This is a genomic window from Bacillus sp. GbtcB14, assembly GCF_019091205.1.
In the GTDB taxonomy this organism is placed as follows: Bacteria; Bacillota; Bacilli; order Bacillales; family Bacillaceae_G; genus Bacillus_A; species Bacillus_A cereus_AG.
The window spans coordinates 280,934-297,062 of the sequence record NZ_JAGXJT010000005.1 but is presented as its reverse complement, the minus strand read 5'-3'; the positions used below and the strand labels follow the sequence as shown (position 1 = coordinate 297,062).

Sequence of the window (16,129 nt, the reverse complement as noted above, 5' to 3'; positions counted from 1 at the left end):
AAGAAAAATTATAGTTTCATGTAGATCATTGAAATTTTATCCACATTACAGAAATTAATGGAAAATAATCATTGTTTATATGTTACAATTACGATGTATATGTGTAATACGTATAATAAAGTTAAATGAAACTGGGGAGGCTCTCTCAAATGAGCAAGAAAACAAGCAAAGCTAAAAAAATTTTCGGATTCGTAATCACCGCAGCACTAGCAACTACAATGATGGTAGGCACAGCAAACGCACAAACAACTACGAATAACTATAAGGTAGCTGGCAATGCGAACACTGTATTTACAGATGTACCAAAGGACCACTGGTCAAAAGATGCTATTGATTACTTAGCGTCAGCAGGACTTTTTAACGGATATGGAAATGGAAAATTTGGTTTTGGGGATAATATTACTCGAGGCCAGGTAACTTCTTTAATCGCTCGTCATTTAGGTTTAACAGCAAACAATGAACAGAGCAATATGTTTAACGATATTAAAAATCATATGTTTGAAAAGGATATTAAAGCTATTGTACAGGCTGGAATTATGACAGGTGATGGAACAGGTGCTTTTCGTCCAGATGATGCATTAACTCGGTATGAAATGGCAGTAGTATTACAAAAAGCATTTCAATTACAATCAAAAGGACAAAGTAACTTTAAAGATGTACCTCAAGATCATTGGGCCTATGAATTTGTAAATACGCTACGTAGTAACCGAATATCCTACGGTGATGAGGCAGGTAATTACAATGGTAACATGCTTGTGAAACGTGAGGAGTATGCACAATTTTTCTATAATGCAATAGCCAAAAACAGATCTTATAATTTCAACATCAATTCAAAAGAAGAACTGAAACAAATGTTAACAACAGCTTTACAGAATGGGACGTTTGGTCCATTTACATTACATGCATTGGGTAAAGATATATCTGAGGTGAAAAAAGAATTTGGAGTGCCTGATGTTTTGCAGAAAGCACCATGTACAGAATGTGATGCACCTAATACAGCAGTATACGGAGAGTATAATATTGATATGTACCCTTCGGACGCAAGATATATATGGGTAAAAATGGGTATTCCTATCAGTGAATTAAAAGAGTGGTTTGGTGAACCAGATGAAATTGGAGCGGATATGACTAGTGAAGGCTTTATATATAATCGAGGAAGCTATTCTCTTTATTTCAGCTTCTCTGATGGTTATATTCAACGCGCCGAAATATCTAAAATATCTAAAACTAAAGAGCATTAATAAGTTACAAGTAATATAAAATATAAAAAATCCTTCAAGAACAGCCTTATTCTTGAGGGATTTTATTTTCCCCTATCTATTTAACATAATCCAAAGCTATAAAACTCCTACTGATTAAACTTTATTTTTTTGGGTGCTCCGTATCCCATTCACTTAAATACGTTGCATATTCTAGTTCATCTGGATCATCATATAACATAGAAATAAACTCTAATTTATTTCCATCACAATCTAGAAAATATACACTTGCAGCTGGCATCCATCTTTGGACAATTGGCTCTTCATTTCCCTTCCCCTGACTCCCTACTACCTCTATTCCACGATTCTCTAACCATAATTTAGAAGTCTTTAAAAACTCTAAATCTACGCGAAAAGCGAAGTGTTTTGTCTCAAACTCTTCATTCGTATGCATTTCCCATAACCCGAGCATTTGTGCTTTATTTTTTCCTACCCAAAAGAAAGCAACCCGCCTTTTCGATAGTTTTTTTGCTAATGATAAACCTAACTTATTTTGATAGAAATCTATCGCCTTTTCTAAATTCCTTACATGTAAATGAGTTTCATATATGCTTTGTATCATTATATATTTCTCCTTCCCCTACCTTCTGATTTTTTTAAATTATATTTTGTTTTTATCATACAAATTAATATATTTTTAAGCATCATACTTTTGTATAATTGTTCTTTCCTACAAAGGTATATGTATCAGCTTTAACTAATGTCCCAACGCCGGAATTCAATACAATGAAACTAGTGAAGTTTTATTGCCCCACACTAATCATGCTTTTATGGACAACTGGCTCTCACCAACTTTCCTCCCATTAGAAGTTTGACTGCCCACAAATAGCAGGATGAAAATTCTATTTACATTCATAAATTTTCATAATTTAATAAGAGTAGTATCTTAATAATAGAGGAGGAACCGTTCTGGATAAAACCAAAGTTATGGCCTATTTTAGTGTAACGGGTGATATATTCCCTATTGAAGCAATTACCGAGGCCTTAAGTATCGAGCCGACACAAACTTATAAAAAAGGAGATATTGTTGAAAGACATGATAATCCGAATCTTGTATCCACCAAGACCCTATATAGAAAAGAGACGGATTGGACTATAAGCACTGGATACCAAGAATCATACGACATAAATAATCAGTTGAACGTTATTCTAAAATCTCTTGAAGGGAAAACAGAACAATTAAAACATCTCAAGAAGAAGTATAGTTTAGAGTTTCTTTTTATGGTAGTGATTCAAGTGGCGAATAACGAATCACCCGCAATGTATTTACAAAAAAACATTATTGATTTTGCTAGTTCAATTCAAGCAGAAATTCATTTTGATCTATATATTTAATATAAATAAAAACGCTATTGATATTAGAATCAATAGCGTTTTTTTATTTGAGAACAAGATATGTTTTATCTTACTTACACCTCAAAGCAAATTTTGTTTATATAACTTATTACTTCAATTTCCCCTCAAAAACAATTTTTCTACCGCACGGTTCAACTTCTGTTTTGCCGTCTTTCTTCACTTCATGAAAGATTGGCTCTTCCATGCGACGAGACGGTGCGTATCCTTCTTGTTCCATGCGCGCTAAACAGTCTGTAATTGTTTCGTTTTCGAGTACTTCAAATTTTTTCTTATTAGGTTGTTTTGTCATGCCCTAACCTACTTTCTATTTTTCTTGATGCGAATTGACTCTTCATGTAGATCATATATACCATTGCGAGAACTCCTATTATAATCATAACCGCAATGAAAAAGCTTGTATACTGTATTTTTTCTATAAATACGCCTCCTAATACAGGTCCCAGTATACTTCCTAAACTAAAGGCGATTCCAGATAATATATTTCCTGCTGGTAGTAAGTGTCTCGGTAATAAATCTGTCATAAATCCAAGACCTAATGAGAAGCACGATCCAATGACCATACCCGCTAACAACATGCAAGCAAAGACGATCCAGTAATATTGATCAAATACTGCTGCAAGTAGGAAAATACCCGTACTTATGCTAAACGTCCACGTTAATATACGGTCCCTTCCGTATTTGTCACTCAATATACCGAGTGGAATTTGTGTAATAATGCCCCCAACTGCAAACGCTGGTAATAAGAAGGATACTTCTGAAACAGACCATCCTTTGCGAAGCGCGTATACTGGTAAGTTACTATTTAACATTGCTTCGAGTACACCATATGCAAGTGGCCCAAGTAATGCAATCCATCCTAATCCAACAACTTGTTTATAACGAGAAAATGATGATTCACTCTTCTCTTCTCTTTCATCTTGTGCTGGGAATGCATTTTTCGTTGGAAGTAGTAAGAGCCAACCTATTAAACAAAGTATAGTAGATATAATAAATGGCGTTGCAAGACCGTACTGAACAGTGCTTGCTAAATACGGACCGACTGCAAAACCAATTCCGAAGAATACACCGTATATCGATACTTGTCTCCCTATTTTACTCGGGTCTGATGTTGTCGTGATCCACGTTTGTGTTCCGACATGAAGCATATGATCTCCGACTCCAACTAGAAATCTAAGAATAAACCATACCCAAAATGAAAAGGTTTGTGTAAAAAAGAATAATGAAATAATAACGAGAAACCCACCAATAACGATAATTGGTTTCATTCCAAACTTTTGCATCGGTTTTTCAAGAAACGGTGAAATAACTAATATCCCAATGTATAATGCCGTCGCATGAATACCGTTAATACTTGAACTAACCCCTTCTTGTTCAAAAATCATTGCAATGGCTGGTAAGAGCATACCTTGTGACAAACCCGAGATTGCTACAATTCCAACCATAATCCAAAAAGTAAAACGCATCGACATCCCTTTCCCTCTCCTTCTCACGCTGTCCACTTTTCATTATAAACTGTTTCTTCAAATGCGTGTACGAATATTCGCAATAAAAAAGAAGCGAAAAGAATGAATCTTTTCGCTTCTTATCCTTCCCATACTTGCGCTTTCACATTGTTATGAAATTGCTTGAAATACGGATTTTTATAAAATGCAGTTCCATATACATATTGCTGTGCGTCAGTAATTGGTGGCTGTGTATGTTGCATTTCTAAAGGAACTACAGCTGGTGAAACTTGCATATACAGCGGATTTATCACCATTTTTGTATATACATGATGATTATATGGCGAATACGCGACTAAAAATGGGTGATGCATTGACATTCTCCCCTTTTACATACAAATTGTTATATTATATGCAATACCTTTCATTTCGGGGATTATTTCTGTTCTAACCATGCCTCTACATGTTGTATAAATACATCTAAACAATCAATAAACGGCGAATGGCCGCAATCCTCTAACACTTTTAACTCTGCATTTGGCAAATGTTTTGCTAATTCCTCACCGACTACTTGCGGTACGACGTAATCTCTGTCACCTTGTATGACGAGTGTTGGAGCTTTAATATGATGAATTTGCTTATTTCCCTCTACAACCCCGTTATGTTCATCCGAAATATTAAATGTAATGAGCGCATAATTCACATCTACGAAATTACGCTGCGTTAACATATCGTCTAAATACTTTTCATAACGATCCGGTTCAGGTTGATTATGTGTATATATTAATAGATTCCATACTGTACGGTAATATAATTTATTCATATTTTTTATCGCATCTAGCACTGGAGCAATTTGTACTGGATCTTGTGCGATTTCTTCTTTCGTCTTTACTAAACTTGATACGATCGGTTGCCCGTTAATATCTTTTTTGAAAATCGGATAACCTTTCATTCCTACTGATTCTACTAAAATTAACTTTTCAACAAACGTTGGATGATTCGCCGTAAATTGCATGGCAACACCACCGCCCATTGACCAGCCCATTAATGAAAATTTCTTTAGTTTTAATTGATCGATAACTAGTTTTACATCTTCTGCAAAGTCTTGTATTGAATCAATCGATTTATTATATGTTGATTGTCCAAATCCTCTTAAATCAAGAGCGTAAATATGGTATTGATCTTGCAGTTTTTCAATTACTAAATCCCAGTGTTGTGACGATGTCATGTTCCCGTGAATGAGTACAAGAATTTCTGTATTTTGCCTTCCAACTTCCTGATACGCAATCGTTTCTCCGTTCGATAGTGAAACAAACTCCATTGTTGCAGGCTTAATCATCACAAGTTCCCCCATTCAATTTAATAGAAAGAAAATTCTTTACTTACTTAAAGAATAACATACAGAATGTACGTTCTCAACATAAAGCCTATCCAAAATTATTACATAAATCAACATGTCTATTACTAGACAATTATAATAAAAAAGTATATAGTTAGCTAGGTAACTAATTTGAAAGGATCTAACTATATGGACGAAAAACAACATTTTTTCCACATTGTCAGCCAGACTTCTCGAAAATTCACAAAGAAATTTAATGAACGCGTATCTCCAACTGGGCTATTTAGTGCGCAATGGGCCGTTATTTTCCGCATTAACCAAACCGGTTCTTGTACGCAAACAGAATTGTGCCAATACTTAAATGTTGAATCACCAACAATGACTCGTACGTTAACACGTATGGAAACGATGGGTTGGATTATTCGTACTGAAGGAAAAGATCGCCGTGAAAAGCTCATTTCTTTATCAGAAACAGCGATAAAAATGATTCCGATATGGCAAGAAGAAGTTGATACTTTCGAAGAAAAAACACTAGAAGATATTAACGAAGATGATTTACATCAAGCATTTCAAGTGTTACAAAAAATCATTAAAAATTTAGATTAAATTGGAGGGATGACGATGCAAAGTGAGAAGCTTTGGACAAAAGATTTCCTCGGAACTTGTTTTAGTAGTCTATTTCTTTTCTTAACATTCTATATGCTTATGACTACTTTACCTATCTATGTAATAGACGGCCTAAAAGGAAAACCTGAGGAAATTGGTTTAGTTGCAACTGTTTTTCTTATTTCATCTGTTTTATGTAGACCATTTACAGGAAAATGGCTCGATGAATTAGGAAGAAAGAAAATATTATTTATTTCACTTTCATTATTTTTAGCTGCTACCGTTATGTACTTCGGTGCGCAAAGTTTATTTTTATTACTTGCCCTTCGCTTCTTACATGGTATTGGGTTCGGTATGGCAACAACAGCCACAGGAACAATTGTAACTGATGTTGCACCAGCTCATAGACGAGGCGAGGCACTTGCATATTTCGGCGTATTTATGAGTTTGCCGATGGTAATCGGTCCTTTTTTAGGTTTAACAATTATTTCTCATTTTTCATTTACTGTACTATTTATCGTTTGTTCCATATTTTCATTGCTTGCATTTTTATTAGGACTACTTGTAAATATTCCGCATGAAGTACCAATGAGCAAACAAAAACGAGAAAAAATGAAATGGAAGGACTTAATTGAACCAGCCTCTATTCCGATCGCTCTGACAGGATTTGTTTTAGCCTTTTCTTATAGTGGTATTTTATCCTTTATTCCTATTTATGCGAAAGAGCTCGGTTTAGGCGAAGTTGCTAGTTACTTCTTTATTTTATACGCACTCGTTGTTGTAATTTCTCGTCCATTTACAGGAAAGATTTTTGATCGCTTCGGTGAAAATGTACTTGTTTACCCAGCTATCATTATTTTCACAATTGGTATGTTCATTTTAAGCCAAGCGCAAACTCCGTTTTGGTTCCTTGGTGCAGGTATGTTAATTGGTTTAGGTTACGGAACATTAATTCCAAGTTTCCAAACGATTGCAATCTCTGCCGCTGCAAACCATCGACGTGGTTCTGCGACAGCTACGTACTTCTCATTCTTTGATAGCGGGCTCGGTTTGGGTTCTTTCATTTTAGGTATTGTCGCAGCGAAATCAAGTTACCATAATATGTATTTCATCGCAGCTATTATCGTTGCCTTCACTTTACTTCTCTATTATGGATTGCACGGACGAAAACAAAAATTCAAGAAACAACATACAGACGGAAAAGTTTCCGCTTAACATGAATAAGGAAAGTAAACTTCCCCGTTTACTTTCCTTATTTTGTATTTCTTTCAATAGAAGCGTATACTTATAATAGAAATAAAAAGGAGGGACCGATATGAAACTTAAAAAATCTCCCCTACTCTTACTCATAATCACATTTATATTTGTAATCACAGGGCTCGGTTTTACATACTTCAAACATAATAAAACAATCCCATCGAAAAATAACGTGACGAAGAAAAATTGGTTAGATGACCCTTACTTACGTTGGTCGTATACTCATATGAAAGAATTCACTTTAATTAACGAGGTAAATAATAACCCGGATCAAGTTTTCCACTTCTCTACCTCATTACAAAACTTAGACGATTTTGCTGTGGAGCGTAGGTTTGGAAATACAACTCCTCTAAAAAAACTTTTAGACGATAACAAAACAGATGCTTTTGTCGTGGTACACAATGGACAACTTGTTTATGAACGATATTTCAATGGATATAACGAGAATGAACCTCATGGCATGGCGTCATTAGCAAAGGTCTTTACTGGGGCAGTGATACAATCGCTCGCTGAAGAAAACCGTATTGACTTAGAAAAAACAGCTGACACATATATAAAAGAATTAAAAAACACACCGTTCGGTAATGCCACACTTCAGCAATTAATGGACATGCAAGTTTCTGTTGAATACCCTACTCACGGATATGAACATCCAGCGTTAGAAAATCAAGATGCACAACTATATTTAGCTAGTAATATTTTACCTCGAGGTAAAAACTACGACGGTCCGATGAACATTTATGATATGTTACGAGAAGTAGAAGAAACTGAACCGCCTGGTTCCGATTTTTCTTACGATAACGGATCAGCTGAAACACTCGCTTGGGTTATTCGAACGATCACGGATAAATCATTAGCAGAAAATGTTAGCGAACGCATATGGTCTCAAATTGGTATGGAAGAAAACGCGTATTACGTTACAGATGAAACAAAAGTAGAACAAGCAAGCGCTGGCTTACATGCAACTGCTAGAGATATGGCGAGATTCGGGCAATTACTATTAAACAACGGGGAATATAACGGAAAACAAATTCTCCCTTCTTCTATTACTGAAGATATAATAAATGTCCAAGAAGGTGAACTTGCAGTTGGCCCTGGAGCTTCCATTTCTTATCATAATCAATGGTGGATTCCGCACAATGAACAGGATGCTTTTGAAGTGTTAGGTAGTTATGGACAATCGCTCTACATCGATCCGAAAGCAAATATGGTCATTGTCCACTTCTCTTCTAACGCTACGCCAAGTAATGAAATCCATTCCGTTTACTCCAATATGTATATTGATATTGCACATCATTTAGAGAAGCTTCCACGGTAGTGGAGGCTTTTTCTTGTTGGGGATAGAAATACTACCGCTACTTCAAAAGTTTGAGTATCCAAAATTGTAATTAAGCCTGAATTGACTAAAGCTGACAGCAATTAGAGAATGCTTATCCCCTGACTTGCTGCCGGCTTTCATTTTAAAATTTAATTAAAAAATTTTTTCTTATTATTTTTGATGTAGTGTACGACTATTACAAAGTAAATAATAGCTATGAGATTAATTATGCTTAATGTTAGACCTGATAAATTGGACCAAGGCAGTACAAAAAGCCAAAATACTACTAAAATTGAACTCACTACATATAACCATTTGAATTGATCTGTCATTTTTAATTCCCCCATTTTTCCTTCTTTAATGATTTTGTCTTTCAAGAAAGCATCTCCTTTAATTAATTCGTCAATGCTAATATTGAATAAATCACTTAATGCAATAAGTGTTTCAATATTTGGATAACCTTTTTCAAGCTCCCATTTAGAAATTGATTGTCTACTAATGTTTAATTTAAGAGCTAGTTCTTCTTGTGATAAGTTATGCTTTAAACGTTCTTCTTTTAGCTTTTTATAGAACTCCATAATTTCAACTCCTATAACTTTGTTTTTACTATAGATTATAAAAATCCGTAAGAATCGAGAAGTAGCATGATGTAACCTAAGAGTAGCAATGTTTGAAACAGATGGTTGCACTATACTTCAACACACAATGAAATAACGGTTTAATAAATAAAAACAACTGGTATAAATATCTGAATTTTCTATATATTAAAGGATATTATTCAAACAACCCCGAATAATTGTAATAAATATACATAAGGAGGTTGATCTATTTTGTTTCGTTCTTTTACAAATGGTTGCGTCACCTTAGTGCAACGTTTCTTGCCAGAGCCGTTTATTTTATCATGTTTATTAACTGTTTTTGTTATTTTCTTCGGCATGTTTGCAACGCACCAAACACCTGTGGAAATGATTAATCACTGGGGTAATGGCATTTGGGGGCTTCTCGCCTTTTCTATGCAAATGGCACTTGTACTCGTGACAGGATCTGCTTTAGCAAATGCTCCCCTCATAAAAAAAGGATTAACGAAAGCGGCAAAACTACCGAAAACGAATGGACAAGGTATTATTGCCATTTCAATCGTAAGTTTACTAGGGGCATACATAAACTGGGGATTTGGTATTGTTGTATCTGTTTTATATGCAAAAGAAGTGGCAAGGCAGCTTGAAGGATTAGATTATAGACTAGCCATTGCCTCTTCTTACTCTGGATTTCTCATTTGGCATGCGGGACTTTCTGCTTCTATTCCTCTTACGTTAGCAACTGGCGGTGAAACATTAATTAAAACGACAGCAGGAAGTATTAAAGAAGCGATTCCAATAACAGAAACGCTATTCTCACCATACGCACTTGTACCAGTTATTATTTTTCTCGTTACGATGCCTCTCATTAACCGGGCCATGCATCCAGATGAAAAACATACGATAACGGTAGATCCTAGCGTGTTCCATGAAGAAGCCGCCGCTCAGGAAGTAGGAAACAATACATTCGCTGAAAAAATGGAAAATAGCATCATTATTACACTTTGTGTTGGATTGTTGGGTCTCATTTATATTTTCAATTACTTTTATACGAAAGGCTTTAACCTTACGCTAGACATCGTTATTTTTATGTTATTAATTGCTGGACTTATTTTTCACCGCACTCCGATTCAATACATTCGTGCCTTTTCAGACTCTACGAAAAGTGCTTCTGGCATTTTACTTCAATTTCCGTTTTATGCTGGAATTATGGGAATGATGATTGGAGCAAATAGTGAAGGACTTTCACTTGGAGGAGCTATTTCGAATTTCTTTATTAGCATTTCAAACGAAACAACTTTCCCACTCTTTACTTTTTTAAGCGCTGGCATCGTTAATATTTTCGTTCCATCCGGTGGCGGTCAATGGGCTGTGCAAGCACCAATTATGATTCCAGCTGGCGCTGAACTTGGCGTACCCGCTGCAAAAACAGCAATGGCAATTGCGTGGGGTGATGCTTGGACAAATTTGATTCAACCTTTTTGGGCATTACCGGCATTAGCGATAGCTGGTTTAGGTGCCCGTGATATTATGGGATTTTGCGTTGTTAACTTACTATATGCAGGATTTATCATAAGTCTATGTTTCCTATTTATTTAAATGAAAAGCTAGTTTTATACTAGCTTTTTTACATAATGAATCACTTATTTCCCACGCAATTTATAATCCTCTTCCACTCTATCTCCGTAAGATGTAATGCCTCAAATGCAAAAAAATCTTCACATACTTTTTCAATTAGATGTGGATTTTCTCTCAAGAAATTCCACTGTAACGCTTTAGGAAGAAAATACATTTCATATTCTTTACTTCCCCGTACAACCTCATCAACTTCTCTTTCACAAATCCCTCTTATTAAATAATTATTTCTTAATTGCATTTGAATTTGTTCAAACGTTTCGCTACATTTATTCAATTGAAGTAAACATGTAATATACGTTCGCAAAAGTTCATTATCATACCCACAACAGTTTACACTACGTTCCATTTCATTCATAATGTACGGGTCTTTTCTTCTCTTCATTAAAAACAAGGACTGGATCAAATTGTTCTTTATATAAATCAAGTACCGTAACCGAATGATTTGTTTCTTGTAATCCTTTTTGCACATGCTTTAAAATCGCTGCGTTATAACTTGGAGGACTAGGATGAGCGTATACAATTCGTATATTCACTGCACAACAACTCCCTCTATATGTTAAAGTTTCCCCTTCTTTAACATCTTCTCTACAATTTGCACGTTTTTCGAACTTTGTAATAAACGATTTAATAATGTAAGTAACTCTTCCTTTTCTAAATCTTTCAGTTTCTCTTTAAGCGTACTTTCACCAGCACCTTGAATATCATAAACAACTGCCGCCATATGCTTGCAATAATTCTCATATGGACACTCGCAGCTACTTTCTGTAAAATTTTCAAGATCAATAATCACTTCATAGTTTCCTGCATTTCCAGTAACGAAAGCAAATATTTTCTTTTCTTGTATTTCAACATCTTCTACATGTCCTTCTTCATAATATTCATACCCTTTATCCATAATGTACTTAGGAATCCATTTCGTTATATCATTTAGTAAGTAAGCGTACATAACAACACCTCTTCCTTTAATTCCCTTTTGACTTCCAAAACCCTGCATGTTATTCTAATAACTGTCAAATAGCAAGTCTATATGACAAAACGACTGACACCTATTCGGCGGAGGTGTCTCTTTTCATTTGCAGCCGATATGAAGTGCCTCTTTCAGGCACATTCAATCTTTGACACTACACACTCAACACCATTCCCTTGTATCAGGCTGCTTAAGCAGTCTTTTACTCTACATACTTCAAAAAAAAGAGAGCTTAGCTCCCTTTTCCCGCCTTATAAAATACCCCTTTTTCAGTATAGAGATATTCATCAGCTAATGTAATTTTCCCATCCAGTTTCAGTTCATCTAATAGTCTTGATAAATAAAATTGATGTAACATCTTTTTCGTGAATTTTCCTTCATGATGCGAAACGATATGTTCTTGAATATCTAACAATGATATTGGCTTATCTTGCTCTATCATATATTCATAAACTGTACTACGCAGTTTTACGTATTTTTCGAGTGTCACAGTACTTCGCAACCCCTTTCTTCTTAAGATAAATTTTCGTAATCGGTTTTTTTGCAACAAAAAAACCTCTCCGATAAGAAGAAGTTACGTTTATATCTTCGTCTTATCTCCCAGAACAAATATGTTCTGCTGGAATTAGCACCTGCATCGCGGTTGCTGGGTTTCATCGGGCCAGTCCCTCCACCTCTCTGGATAAGAAAATATTCACTTAATTCCTACTATACGTAATTTCGTTTTAATTGTCAAATAAATATAACAAATTATATTTTGTTCCTTACTGTTCATACTATACATATATGAATATGCAAGGAGGATTATGAAATGCACGAAAATGCTCGCGGATATGTCCAAAATTCTTTTCAATCATTACAAGAAGCAAAACATTGTTTAGAAGAAGCACTACAGACTGTTGAAAAAGATTTTAATCGCGCTCGTATTGAACAATCCCTTTATGCGATCGAACAAGCTATTCAACGCTGTGATTACACCGTTCACATTTTAGAACAAGATTGAAAAAACTTCCCATCAATTTGGTGGGAAGTTTTTTCAAATGGCATACTTCATTATTATTGCCGTTATAATTAAAAAATATACAGAAAAATGCTCCTTACAATATGTAAGAAGCATGAAAGAGGCAAACGAATATGTAAGTCGCGACCCTACCTTATATGAATATGCTTTTCTATGCCATGTTATGCTTATCTAATATACCATATTTCCTTTTAAATCTTGTAAGAATCGTAATCCAAGAAGTACTAAATAGTAGTAAGAACACAACATTCGAAATCGCATGGCTCAAATCGAAGTAAAAACTTGCGATATAGTATGAAATAACTGTTTCCCACGTTGCTTCCTGTATAAAACCGAGAAGCCCCCAGAAGTTCATAATCCAGCCAAATAAAAATCCAACAAATAATCCATATAGTAGTCTTCCCCATAACTTTTTCATTAAAAATGTATTGCGTAATAATCCAGCTATGAAACCAATCATCCCCCATGAAAACATTTGCCACGGCGTCCACGGACCTTGTCCTAAAAAAATGTTAGATACGATAGCCGCTGTTGCACCGATCATAAAACCAGTTTCACTCCCAAACACGATTGCAGAAACGATAATAACGAAAGAGGTCGGTTGTACACTCGGTAAAATCGAAAATGGTACGCGGCTCACTGCTGCGATTGCTGCTAACACAGCGACGAGAACAATTTCACGTGAAACAAACGCCTTTCTTTCAAAGCGGATATAGAATGGTAACATAATAACTACTAATAAAAACAAGCTACTTAACATGTAATACCCGTCCATGATAAATGTAGTAAAGAACAATGTGGCTATTATAACTGCAAAAATACATATTATGAATGCAACATATCGTTTGGACACGCTTCGTACACATCCTCCCACGTTAATGCATATGGCAATTCTTTTCGAATGAATCGATTGATAGATGTTGTATAAAAGAAGTTTCCACTAAAAAATTCTTTCGGTGCATCATTCATAATAACTGCTCCGTCAAATAACATCATACATTGATCCACATATTTCGCCGCAAATTCAATATCATGCGTTGCCATTACAATTGTTGTACCTTCCTTTTGCAACTTCCTAAATAGCTCTCCTACTCTTTCTTTCTTCCATGGATCTAATCCCTTTGTCGGTTCATCAAGTAACAATAACGTCGGCTTTGACAATAACGTTGTACATAATGCGAGTAATTGTTGCTCTCCCCCGCTACAATCATGCGGATGGCGTTCTTTAAGCGAATACAACCAAAACTGTTTTAGCATATTTTCTGCAATTTCTTTTCCTTGTTCTCCGTATAATTCACGTGCACGTTCATACACTTCTTCCCACACTGTATCAAATGTAAAATGATAATACGGATGTTGCGATACATACCCGATACTTTTAAATCGTTCTTTCGAATCAATTTTATGTATCACTTTCCCATTCCACTTTACTTTCCCTCTTCTCGCTTTTTGTAATCCCGCTAAAATCGTTAACAGTGTAGACTTCCCTGTACCGTTTTTTCCAACGAGCGCTACCCATTTTCCTTTTTCAATCGATACGGTCAAGTCTCGTAAAATAAGTGGACTATTTTTTTCATATTGAAACGAAATATGCTCTGCACTTAAAATAACTTCGTGCTTTTCACTTTTTGCTATTGGCTCATTCACATATGATATCTCTGAAAAGTTATTCAGTTTCATTTGTGCTTCTCGCACTGTAAATGGAATATCTTCTACATTCCACTCTAAAAACAATCTTGGAATTTGCGGAATAAATGGACGGAAATTTTCTACTTCCCACATGTTCGCTATAACTGTTTTTGGACTACCATCATAAACGATTCGGCCGTTATTCATACAAATGACGCGTGTTGCAAGTGGTATCACTTCATCTAAACGATGTTCACTTAAAACGATCGTTATTCCAAGTTCTTCATTAATACGCTTTAACAATCCTAAAAACTCTTTCGCAGCAATCGGATCTAACTGTGCTGTCGGTTCATCTAATAATAATAATTTCGGCTGCATAACTAATACTGCAGCTAAATTGACAAGTTGTTTTTGCCCACCAGATAATGTATGTACAGATTGGTGCAATAAATCTTGAAATCCTAAGAAACTAATAAGCTCGGCTATTCTCTTTTGAATAATATGAGATGGTAACCCGATATTTTCTAAAGAAAATGCTAATTCTTGAATTACTGTATCCATTACGAGCTGATTTTCTGGATTTTGAAATACCATACCAATTTCTTGCGCAGATAATAAATCCGGTACATTTTCTAATAAAGTACCATCATAATATGTATCTCCAGTACGCGTACCGATTGGAAGTAACTCCTTTTTAAAATGTTTTAATAAAGTCGTCTTCCCAGAGCCTGATCCTCCAGCAAGTGCAATAAACTCTCCTTTTTGAATAGAAAGAGAAATATGCTGTAACGCGTATTCGTTTTCATCAGCATATACAAATGACAAATTGTTTATTTCTGCATGCGCCACCATATCCATTCCCTTCCTTCCATTATAATTGGTAAACTAATAAACATCGTAAATACGACAAACATCATCCCGTCGTATTGCTGAAATAGAATAGATTCGACTTTCGGATAAATGATTAACTTCCCTCCGCCATACGTACTACATATAATAGCAATTATAAGTAGAATGCTTAAATAACTGAGCGTATACCAATCTCGCCTTTCCATTCTATACCGAATATACGTCGTACGCTTCGTTACACCAAATCCACGAGCTTGCATAGAATCTGCCGTTTGCAGTGCATCTTCTAATGAACAAATTAATAATACTTGCAGCAATTGCATACCATTTTTCACGCGTTCAATAATGGAACCTGCACCTACTTGTACACCTTTTGTCTTTTGGACGAGTGTTATTTTCTGTAATCGTCTAATAAACAAAGGAACAAACCTCACTGTAATCATCGTTAACAATGCTACTTTCGGTGAAATTCTAGAAAACAAATATAAAAATTTATGACTTGAAATAATATCATTATACGAAGCAAACGTAAACATAATCGCAACTAGTAATAACCCCATTACTAATCCAAACATAATCGCCTCAAGCTTAATCCGGCTATCACCTAACCAAAATAACGTAGTTCGGCCTCTATGCGTTAATAACGAATTAAATAAAATGACCATAAAAAAGAAAACGATTGTGCTCGGTAACATCTTTCTAATCTTTTCGCTATTCCCTTGCATCACATTGATTATAACGATTAATAGAATTGCTCCAATTAAAAAAAGAGGATGAAGACACATCATACATAGTATCATCACCCCGATATAATAGAAAAAATTCACAAAAGGATGTAAAGAAGCAAAACTTATTTTCATAGTCCTTTAC

At 35.2% G+C, this 16,129-nt stretch carries 19 protein-coding genes, 1 pseudogene and 1 riboswitch; of the genes and pseudogenes, 7 read left to right on the top strand and 13 right to left on the bottom strand.

Annotated features, from left to right (window positions below; genetic code table 11):
• The first annotated feature begins 149 nt into the window (after positions 1 to 149).
• On the top strand, positions 150 to 1,241 hold the full coding sequence (locus KVT31_RS17105; protein ID WP_088097027.1) for an S-layer homology domain-containing protein: 1,092 nt from the start codon (positions 150 to 152) through the stop codon (positions 1,239 to 1,241).
• A 121-nt stretch (positions 1,242 to 1,362) separates the two neighbouring features.
• Here KVT31_RS17105 and KVT31_RS17100 read toward each other — a convergent pair whose 3' ends face one another.
• Entirely contained in the window at positions 1,363 to 1,821 is a 459-nt protein-coding gene (locus KVT31_RS17100; RefSeq protein ID WP_088097028.1) for a VOC family protein, read from the bottom strand.
• Between the two features lie 365 nt (positions 1,822 to 2,186).
• On the opposite strand from KVT31_RS17100, the gene KVT31_RS17095 reads away from it, so the two are divergent.
• Complete coding sequence (locus tag KVT31_RS17095; protein WP_088097029.1) at positions 2,187 to 2,594, top strand: DUF4279 domain-containing protein; 408 nt, start codon at positions 2,187 to 2,189, stop codon at positions 2,592 to 2,594.
• A gap of 109 nt (positions 2,595 to 2,703) precedes the next feature.
• Here KVT31_RS17095 and KVT31_RS17090 read toward each other — a convergent pair whose 3' ends face one another.
• The 4 genes from KVT31_RS17090 to phaZ form a co-directional block, all read right to left on the bottom strand.
• Positions 2,704 to 2,904, bottom strand: coding sequence for an NETI motif-containing protein (locus KVT31_RS17090; RefSeq protein WP_000166302.1), 201 nt, complete (start codon positions 2,902 to 2,904; stop codon positions 2,704 to 2,706).
• Positions 2,888 to 4,084, bottom strand: coding sequence for an MFS transporter (locus KVT31_RS17085; RefSeq protein WP_088097030.1), 1,197 nt, complete (start codon positions 4,082 to 4,084; stop codon positions 2,888 to 2,890). The genes KVT31_RS17090 and KVT31_RS17085 overlap by 17 nt, the downstream gene beginning before the upstream one ends.
• Positions 4,085 to 4,197: 113 nt before the next feature.
• Positions 4,198 to 4,431 carry a hypothetical protein gene (locus KVT31_RS17080; RefSeq protein WP_088097031.1) on the bottom strand — a complete coding sequence of 78 codons (234 nt, stop codon included), beginning with the start codon at positions 4,429 to 4,431 and terminating at the stop codon, positions 4,198 to 4,200.
• A gap of 62 nt (positions 4,432 to 4,493) precedes the next feature.
• Positions 4,494 to 5,411 carry an intracellular short-chain-length polyhydroxyalkanoate depolymerase gene (gene phaZ, locus KVT31_RS17075; RefSeq protein ID WP_140392500.1) on the bottom strand — a complete coding sequence of 306 codons (918 nt, stop codon included), beginning with the start codon at positions 5,409 to 5,411 and terminating at the stop codon, positions 4,494 to 4,496.
• A gap of 174 nt (positions 5,412 to 5,585) precedes the next feature.
• Here phaZ and KVT31_RS17070 point away from each other — a divergent pair, with 174 nt between their 5' ends.
• The 3 genes from KVT31_RS17070 (at position 5,586) to KVT31_RS17060 (ending at position 8,577) form a co-directional block, all read left to right on the top strand.
• Positions 5,586 to 6,002 (top strand): MarR family winged helix-turn-helix transcriptional regulator, encoded by a 417-nt coding sequence (locus KVT31_RS17070; protein ID WP_120341119.1) that lies wholly within the window; start codon positions 5,586 to 5,588, stop codon positions 6,000 to 6,002.
• Between the two features lie 15 nt (positions 6,003 to 6,017).
• A complete protein-coding gene (locus KVT31_RS17065) occupies positions 6,018 to 7,217 on the top strand; it encodes an MFS transporter (RefSeq protein WP_088097034.1) in 1,200 nt (399 codons plus the stop codon).
• Positions 7,218 to 7,317: 100 nt separating this feature from the next.
• The gene (locus tag KVT31_RS17060; protein ID WP_088097035.1) at positions 7,318 to 8,577 is read left to right on the top strand and encodes a serine hydrolase domain-containing protein; all 1,260 of its coding nucleotides are present in this window, start codon (positions 7,318 to 7,320) and stop codon (positions 8,575 to 8,577) included.
• A gap of 149 nt (positions 8,578 to 8,726) precedes the next feature.
• Here the strand turns inward: KVT31_RS17060 and KVT31_RS17055 are convergent, their stop codons facing one another.
• The gene (locus tag KVT31_RS17055) at positions 8,727 to 9,155 is read right to left on the bottom strand and encodes a helix-turn-helix domain-containing protein (RefSeq protein WP_088097036.1); all 429 of its coding nucleotides are present in this window, start codon (positions 9,153 to 9,155) and stop codon (positions 8,727 to 8,729) included.
• Positions 9,156 to 9,407: 252 nt separating this feature from the next.
• Between KVT31_RS17055 and KVT31_RS17050 the strand changes: the two genes are divergently transcribed.
• On the top strand, positions 9,408 to 10,754 hold the full coding sequence (locus tag KVT31_RS17050) for a short-chain fatty acid transporter (RefSeq protein WP_088097037.1): 1,347 nt from the start codon (positions 9,408 to 9,410) through the stop codon (positions 10,752 to 10,754).
• 40 nt (positions 10,755 to 10,794) lie between these two features.
• On the opposite strand, the gene KVT31_RS17045 is transcribed toward KVT31_RS17050, so the two are convergent.
• From KVT31_RS17045 to KVT31_RS17030, 4 genes and pseudogenes are all read right to left on the bottom strand, one after another.
• Entirely contained in the window at positions 10,795 to 11,148 is a 354-nt protein-coding gene (locus tag KVT31_RS17045) for a group-specific protein (RefSeq protein WP_140392501.1), read from the bottom strand.
• Between the two features lie 10 nt (positions 11,149 to 11,158).
• Positions 11,159 to 11,326 (bottom strand): annotated as a pseudogene (locus KVT31_RS17040) (NAD(P)H-dependent oxidoreductase); the annotation flags it as partial.
• 23 nt (positions 11,327 to 11,349) lie between these two features.
• A complete protein-coding gene (locus tag KVT31_RS17035) occupies positions 11,350 to 11,739 on the bottom strand; it encodes an SWIM zinc finger family protein (RefSeq protein ID WP_088097040.1) in 390 nt (129 codons plus the stop codon).
• A 253-nt stretch (positions 11,740 to 11,992) separates the two neighbouring features.
• Positions 11,993 to 12,310: a hypothetical protein gene (locus KVT31_RS17030; RefSeq protein ID WP_002096439.1), complete on the bottom strand. Its 318-nt coding sequence runs from the start codon at positions 12,308 to 12,310 to the stop codon at positions 11,993 to 11,995.
• A 40-nt stretch (positions 12,311 to 12,350) separates the two neighbouring features.
• Positions 12,351 to 12,449: riboswitch (SAM riboswitch) on the bottom strand.
• 122 nt (positions 12,450 to 12,571) lie between these two features.
• Here KVT31_RS17030 and KVT31_RS17025 point away from each other — a divergent pair.
• On the top strand, positions 12,572 to 12,763 hold the full coding sequence (locus KVT31_RS17025; RefSeq protein WP_000545003.1) for a hypothetical protein: 192 nt from the start codon (positions 12,572 to 12,574) through the stop codon (positions 12,761 to 12,763).
• 169 nt (positions 12,764 to 12,932) lie between these two features.
• Here KVT31_RS17025 and KVT31_RS17020 read toward each other — a convergent pair whose 3' ends face one another.
• From KVT31_RS17020 to KVT31_RS17010, 3 genes are read right to left on the bottom strand one after another with little or no spacing between them, the layout of a single operon-like run.
• Positions 12,933 to 13,634, bottom strand: coding sequence for an ECF transporter S component (locus tag KVT31_RS17020; RefSeq protein WP_088097041.1), 702 nt, complete (start codon positions 13,632 to 13,634; stop codon positions 12,933 to 12,935).
• Complete coding sequence (locus tag KVT31_RS17015) at positions 13,607 to 15,268, bottom strand: ABC transporter ATP-binding protein (protein ID WP_140392502.1); 1,662 nt, start codon at positions 15,266 to 15,268, stop codon at positions 13,607 to 13,609. Before KVT31_RS17015 ends, KVT31_RS17020 begins: the two co-directional genes overlap by 28 nt.
• Complete coding sequence (locus tag KVT31_RS17010; protein ID WP_088097043.1) at positions 15,241 to 16,119, bottom strand: energy-coupling factor transporter transmembrane component T; 879 nt, start codon at positions 16,117 to 16,119, stop codon at positions 15,241 to 15,243. Before KVT31_RS17010 ends, KVT31_RS17015 begins: the two co-directional genes overlap by 28 nt.
• Between the last annotated feature and the right edge of the window lie 10 nt (positions 16,120 to 16,129).

Coding starts and splice junctions, on each gene's coding strand:
- KVT31_RS17060 (WP_088097035.1), top strand. CDS start 7,318: ATGAAACTTAAAAAATCTCCCCTACTCTTACTCATAATCACATTTATA.
- KVT31_RS17070 (WP_120341119.1), top strand. CDS start 5,586: ATGGACGAAAAACAACATTTTTTCCACATTGTCAGCCAGACTTCTCGA.
- KVT31_RS17065 (WP_088097034.1), top strand. CDS start 6,018: ATGCAAAGTGAGAAGCTTTGGACAAAAGATTTCCTCGGAACTTGTTTT.
- KVT31_RS17045 (WP_140392501.1), bottom strand. CDS start 11,148: ATGAATGAAATGGAACGTAGTGTAAACTGTTGTGGGTATGATAATGAA.
- KVT31_RS17015 (WP_140392502.1), bottom strand. CDS start 15,268: ATGGATATGGTGGCGCATGCAGAAATAAACAATTTGTCATTTGTATAT.
- phaZ (WP_140392500.1), bottom strand. CDS start 5,411: ATGGGGGAACTTGTGATGATTAAGCCTGCAACAATGGAGTTTGTTTCA.
- KVT31_RS17100 (WP_088097028.1), bottom strand. CDS start 1,821: ATGATACAAAGCATATATGAAACTCATTTACATGTAAGGAATTTAGAA.
- KVT31_RS17010 (WP_088097043.1), bottom strand. CDS start 16,119: ATGAAAATAAGTTTTGCTTCTTTACATCCTTTTGTGAATTTTTTCTAT.
- KVT31_RS17035 (WP_088097040.1), bottom strand. CDS start 11,739: ATGTACGCTTACTTACTAAATGATATAACGAAATGGATTCCTAAGTAC.
- KVT31_RS17025 (WP_000545003.1), top strand. CDS start 12,572: ATGCACGAAAATGCTCGCGGATATGTCCAAAATTCTTTTCAATCATTA.
- KVT31_RS17085 (WP_088097030.1), bottom strand. CDS start 4,084: ATGTCGATGCGTTTTACTTTTTGGATTATGGTTGGAATTGTAGCAATC.
- KVT31_RS17095 (WP_088097029.1), top strand. CDS start 2,187: ATGGCCTATTTTAGTGTAACGGGTGATATATTCCCTATTGAAGCAATT.
- KVT31_RS17105 (WP_088097027.1), top strand. CDS start 150: ATGAGCAAGAAAACAAGCAAAGCTAAAAAAATTTTCGGATTCGTAATC.
- KVT31_RS17080 (WP_088097031.1), bottom strand. CDS start 4,431: ATGCATCACCCATTTTTAGTCGCGTATTCGCCATATAATCATCATGTA.
- KVT31_RS17090 (WP_000166302.1), bottom strand. CDS start 2,904: ATGACAAAACAACCTAATAAGAAAAAATTTGAAGTACTCGAAAACGAA.
- KVT31_RS17055 (WP_088097036.1), bottom strand. CDS start 9,155: ATGGAGTTCTATAAAAAGCTAAAAGAAGAACGTTTAAAGCATAACTTA.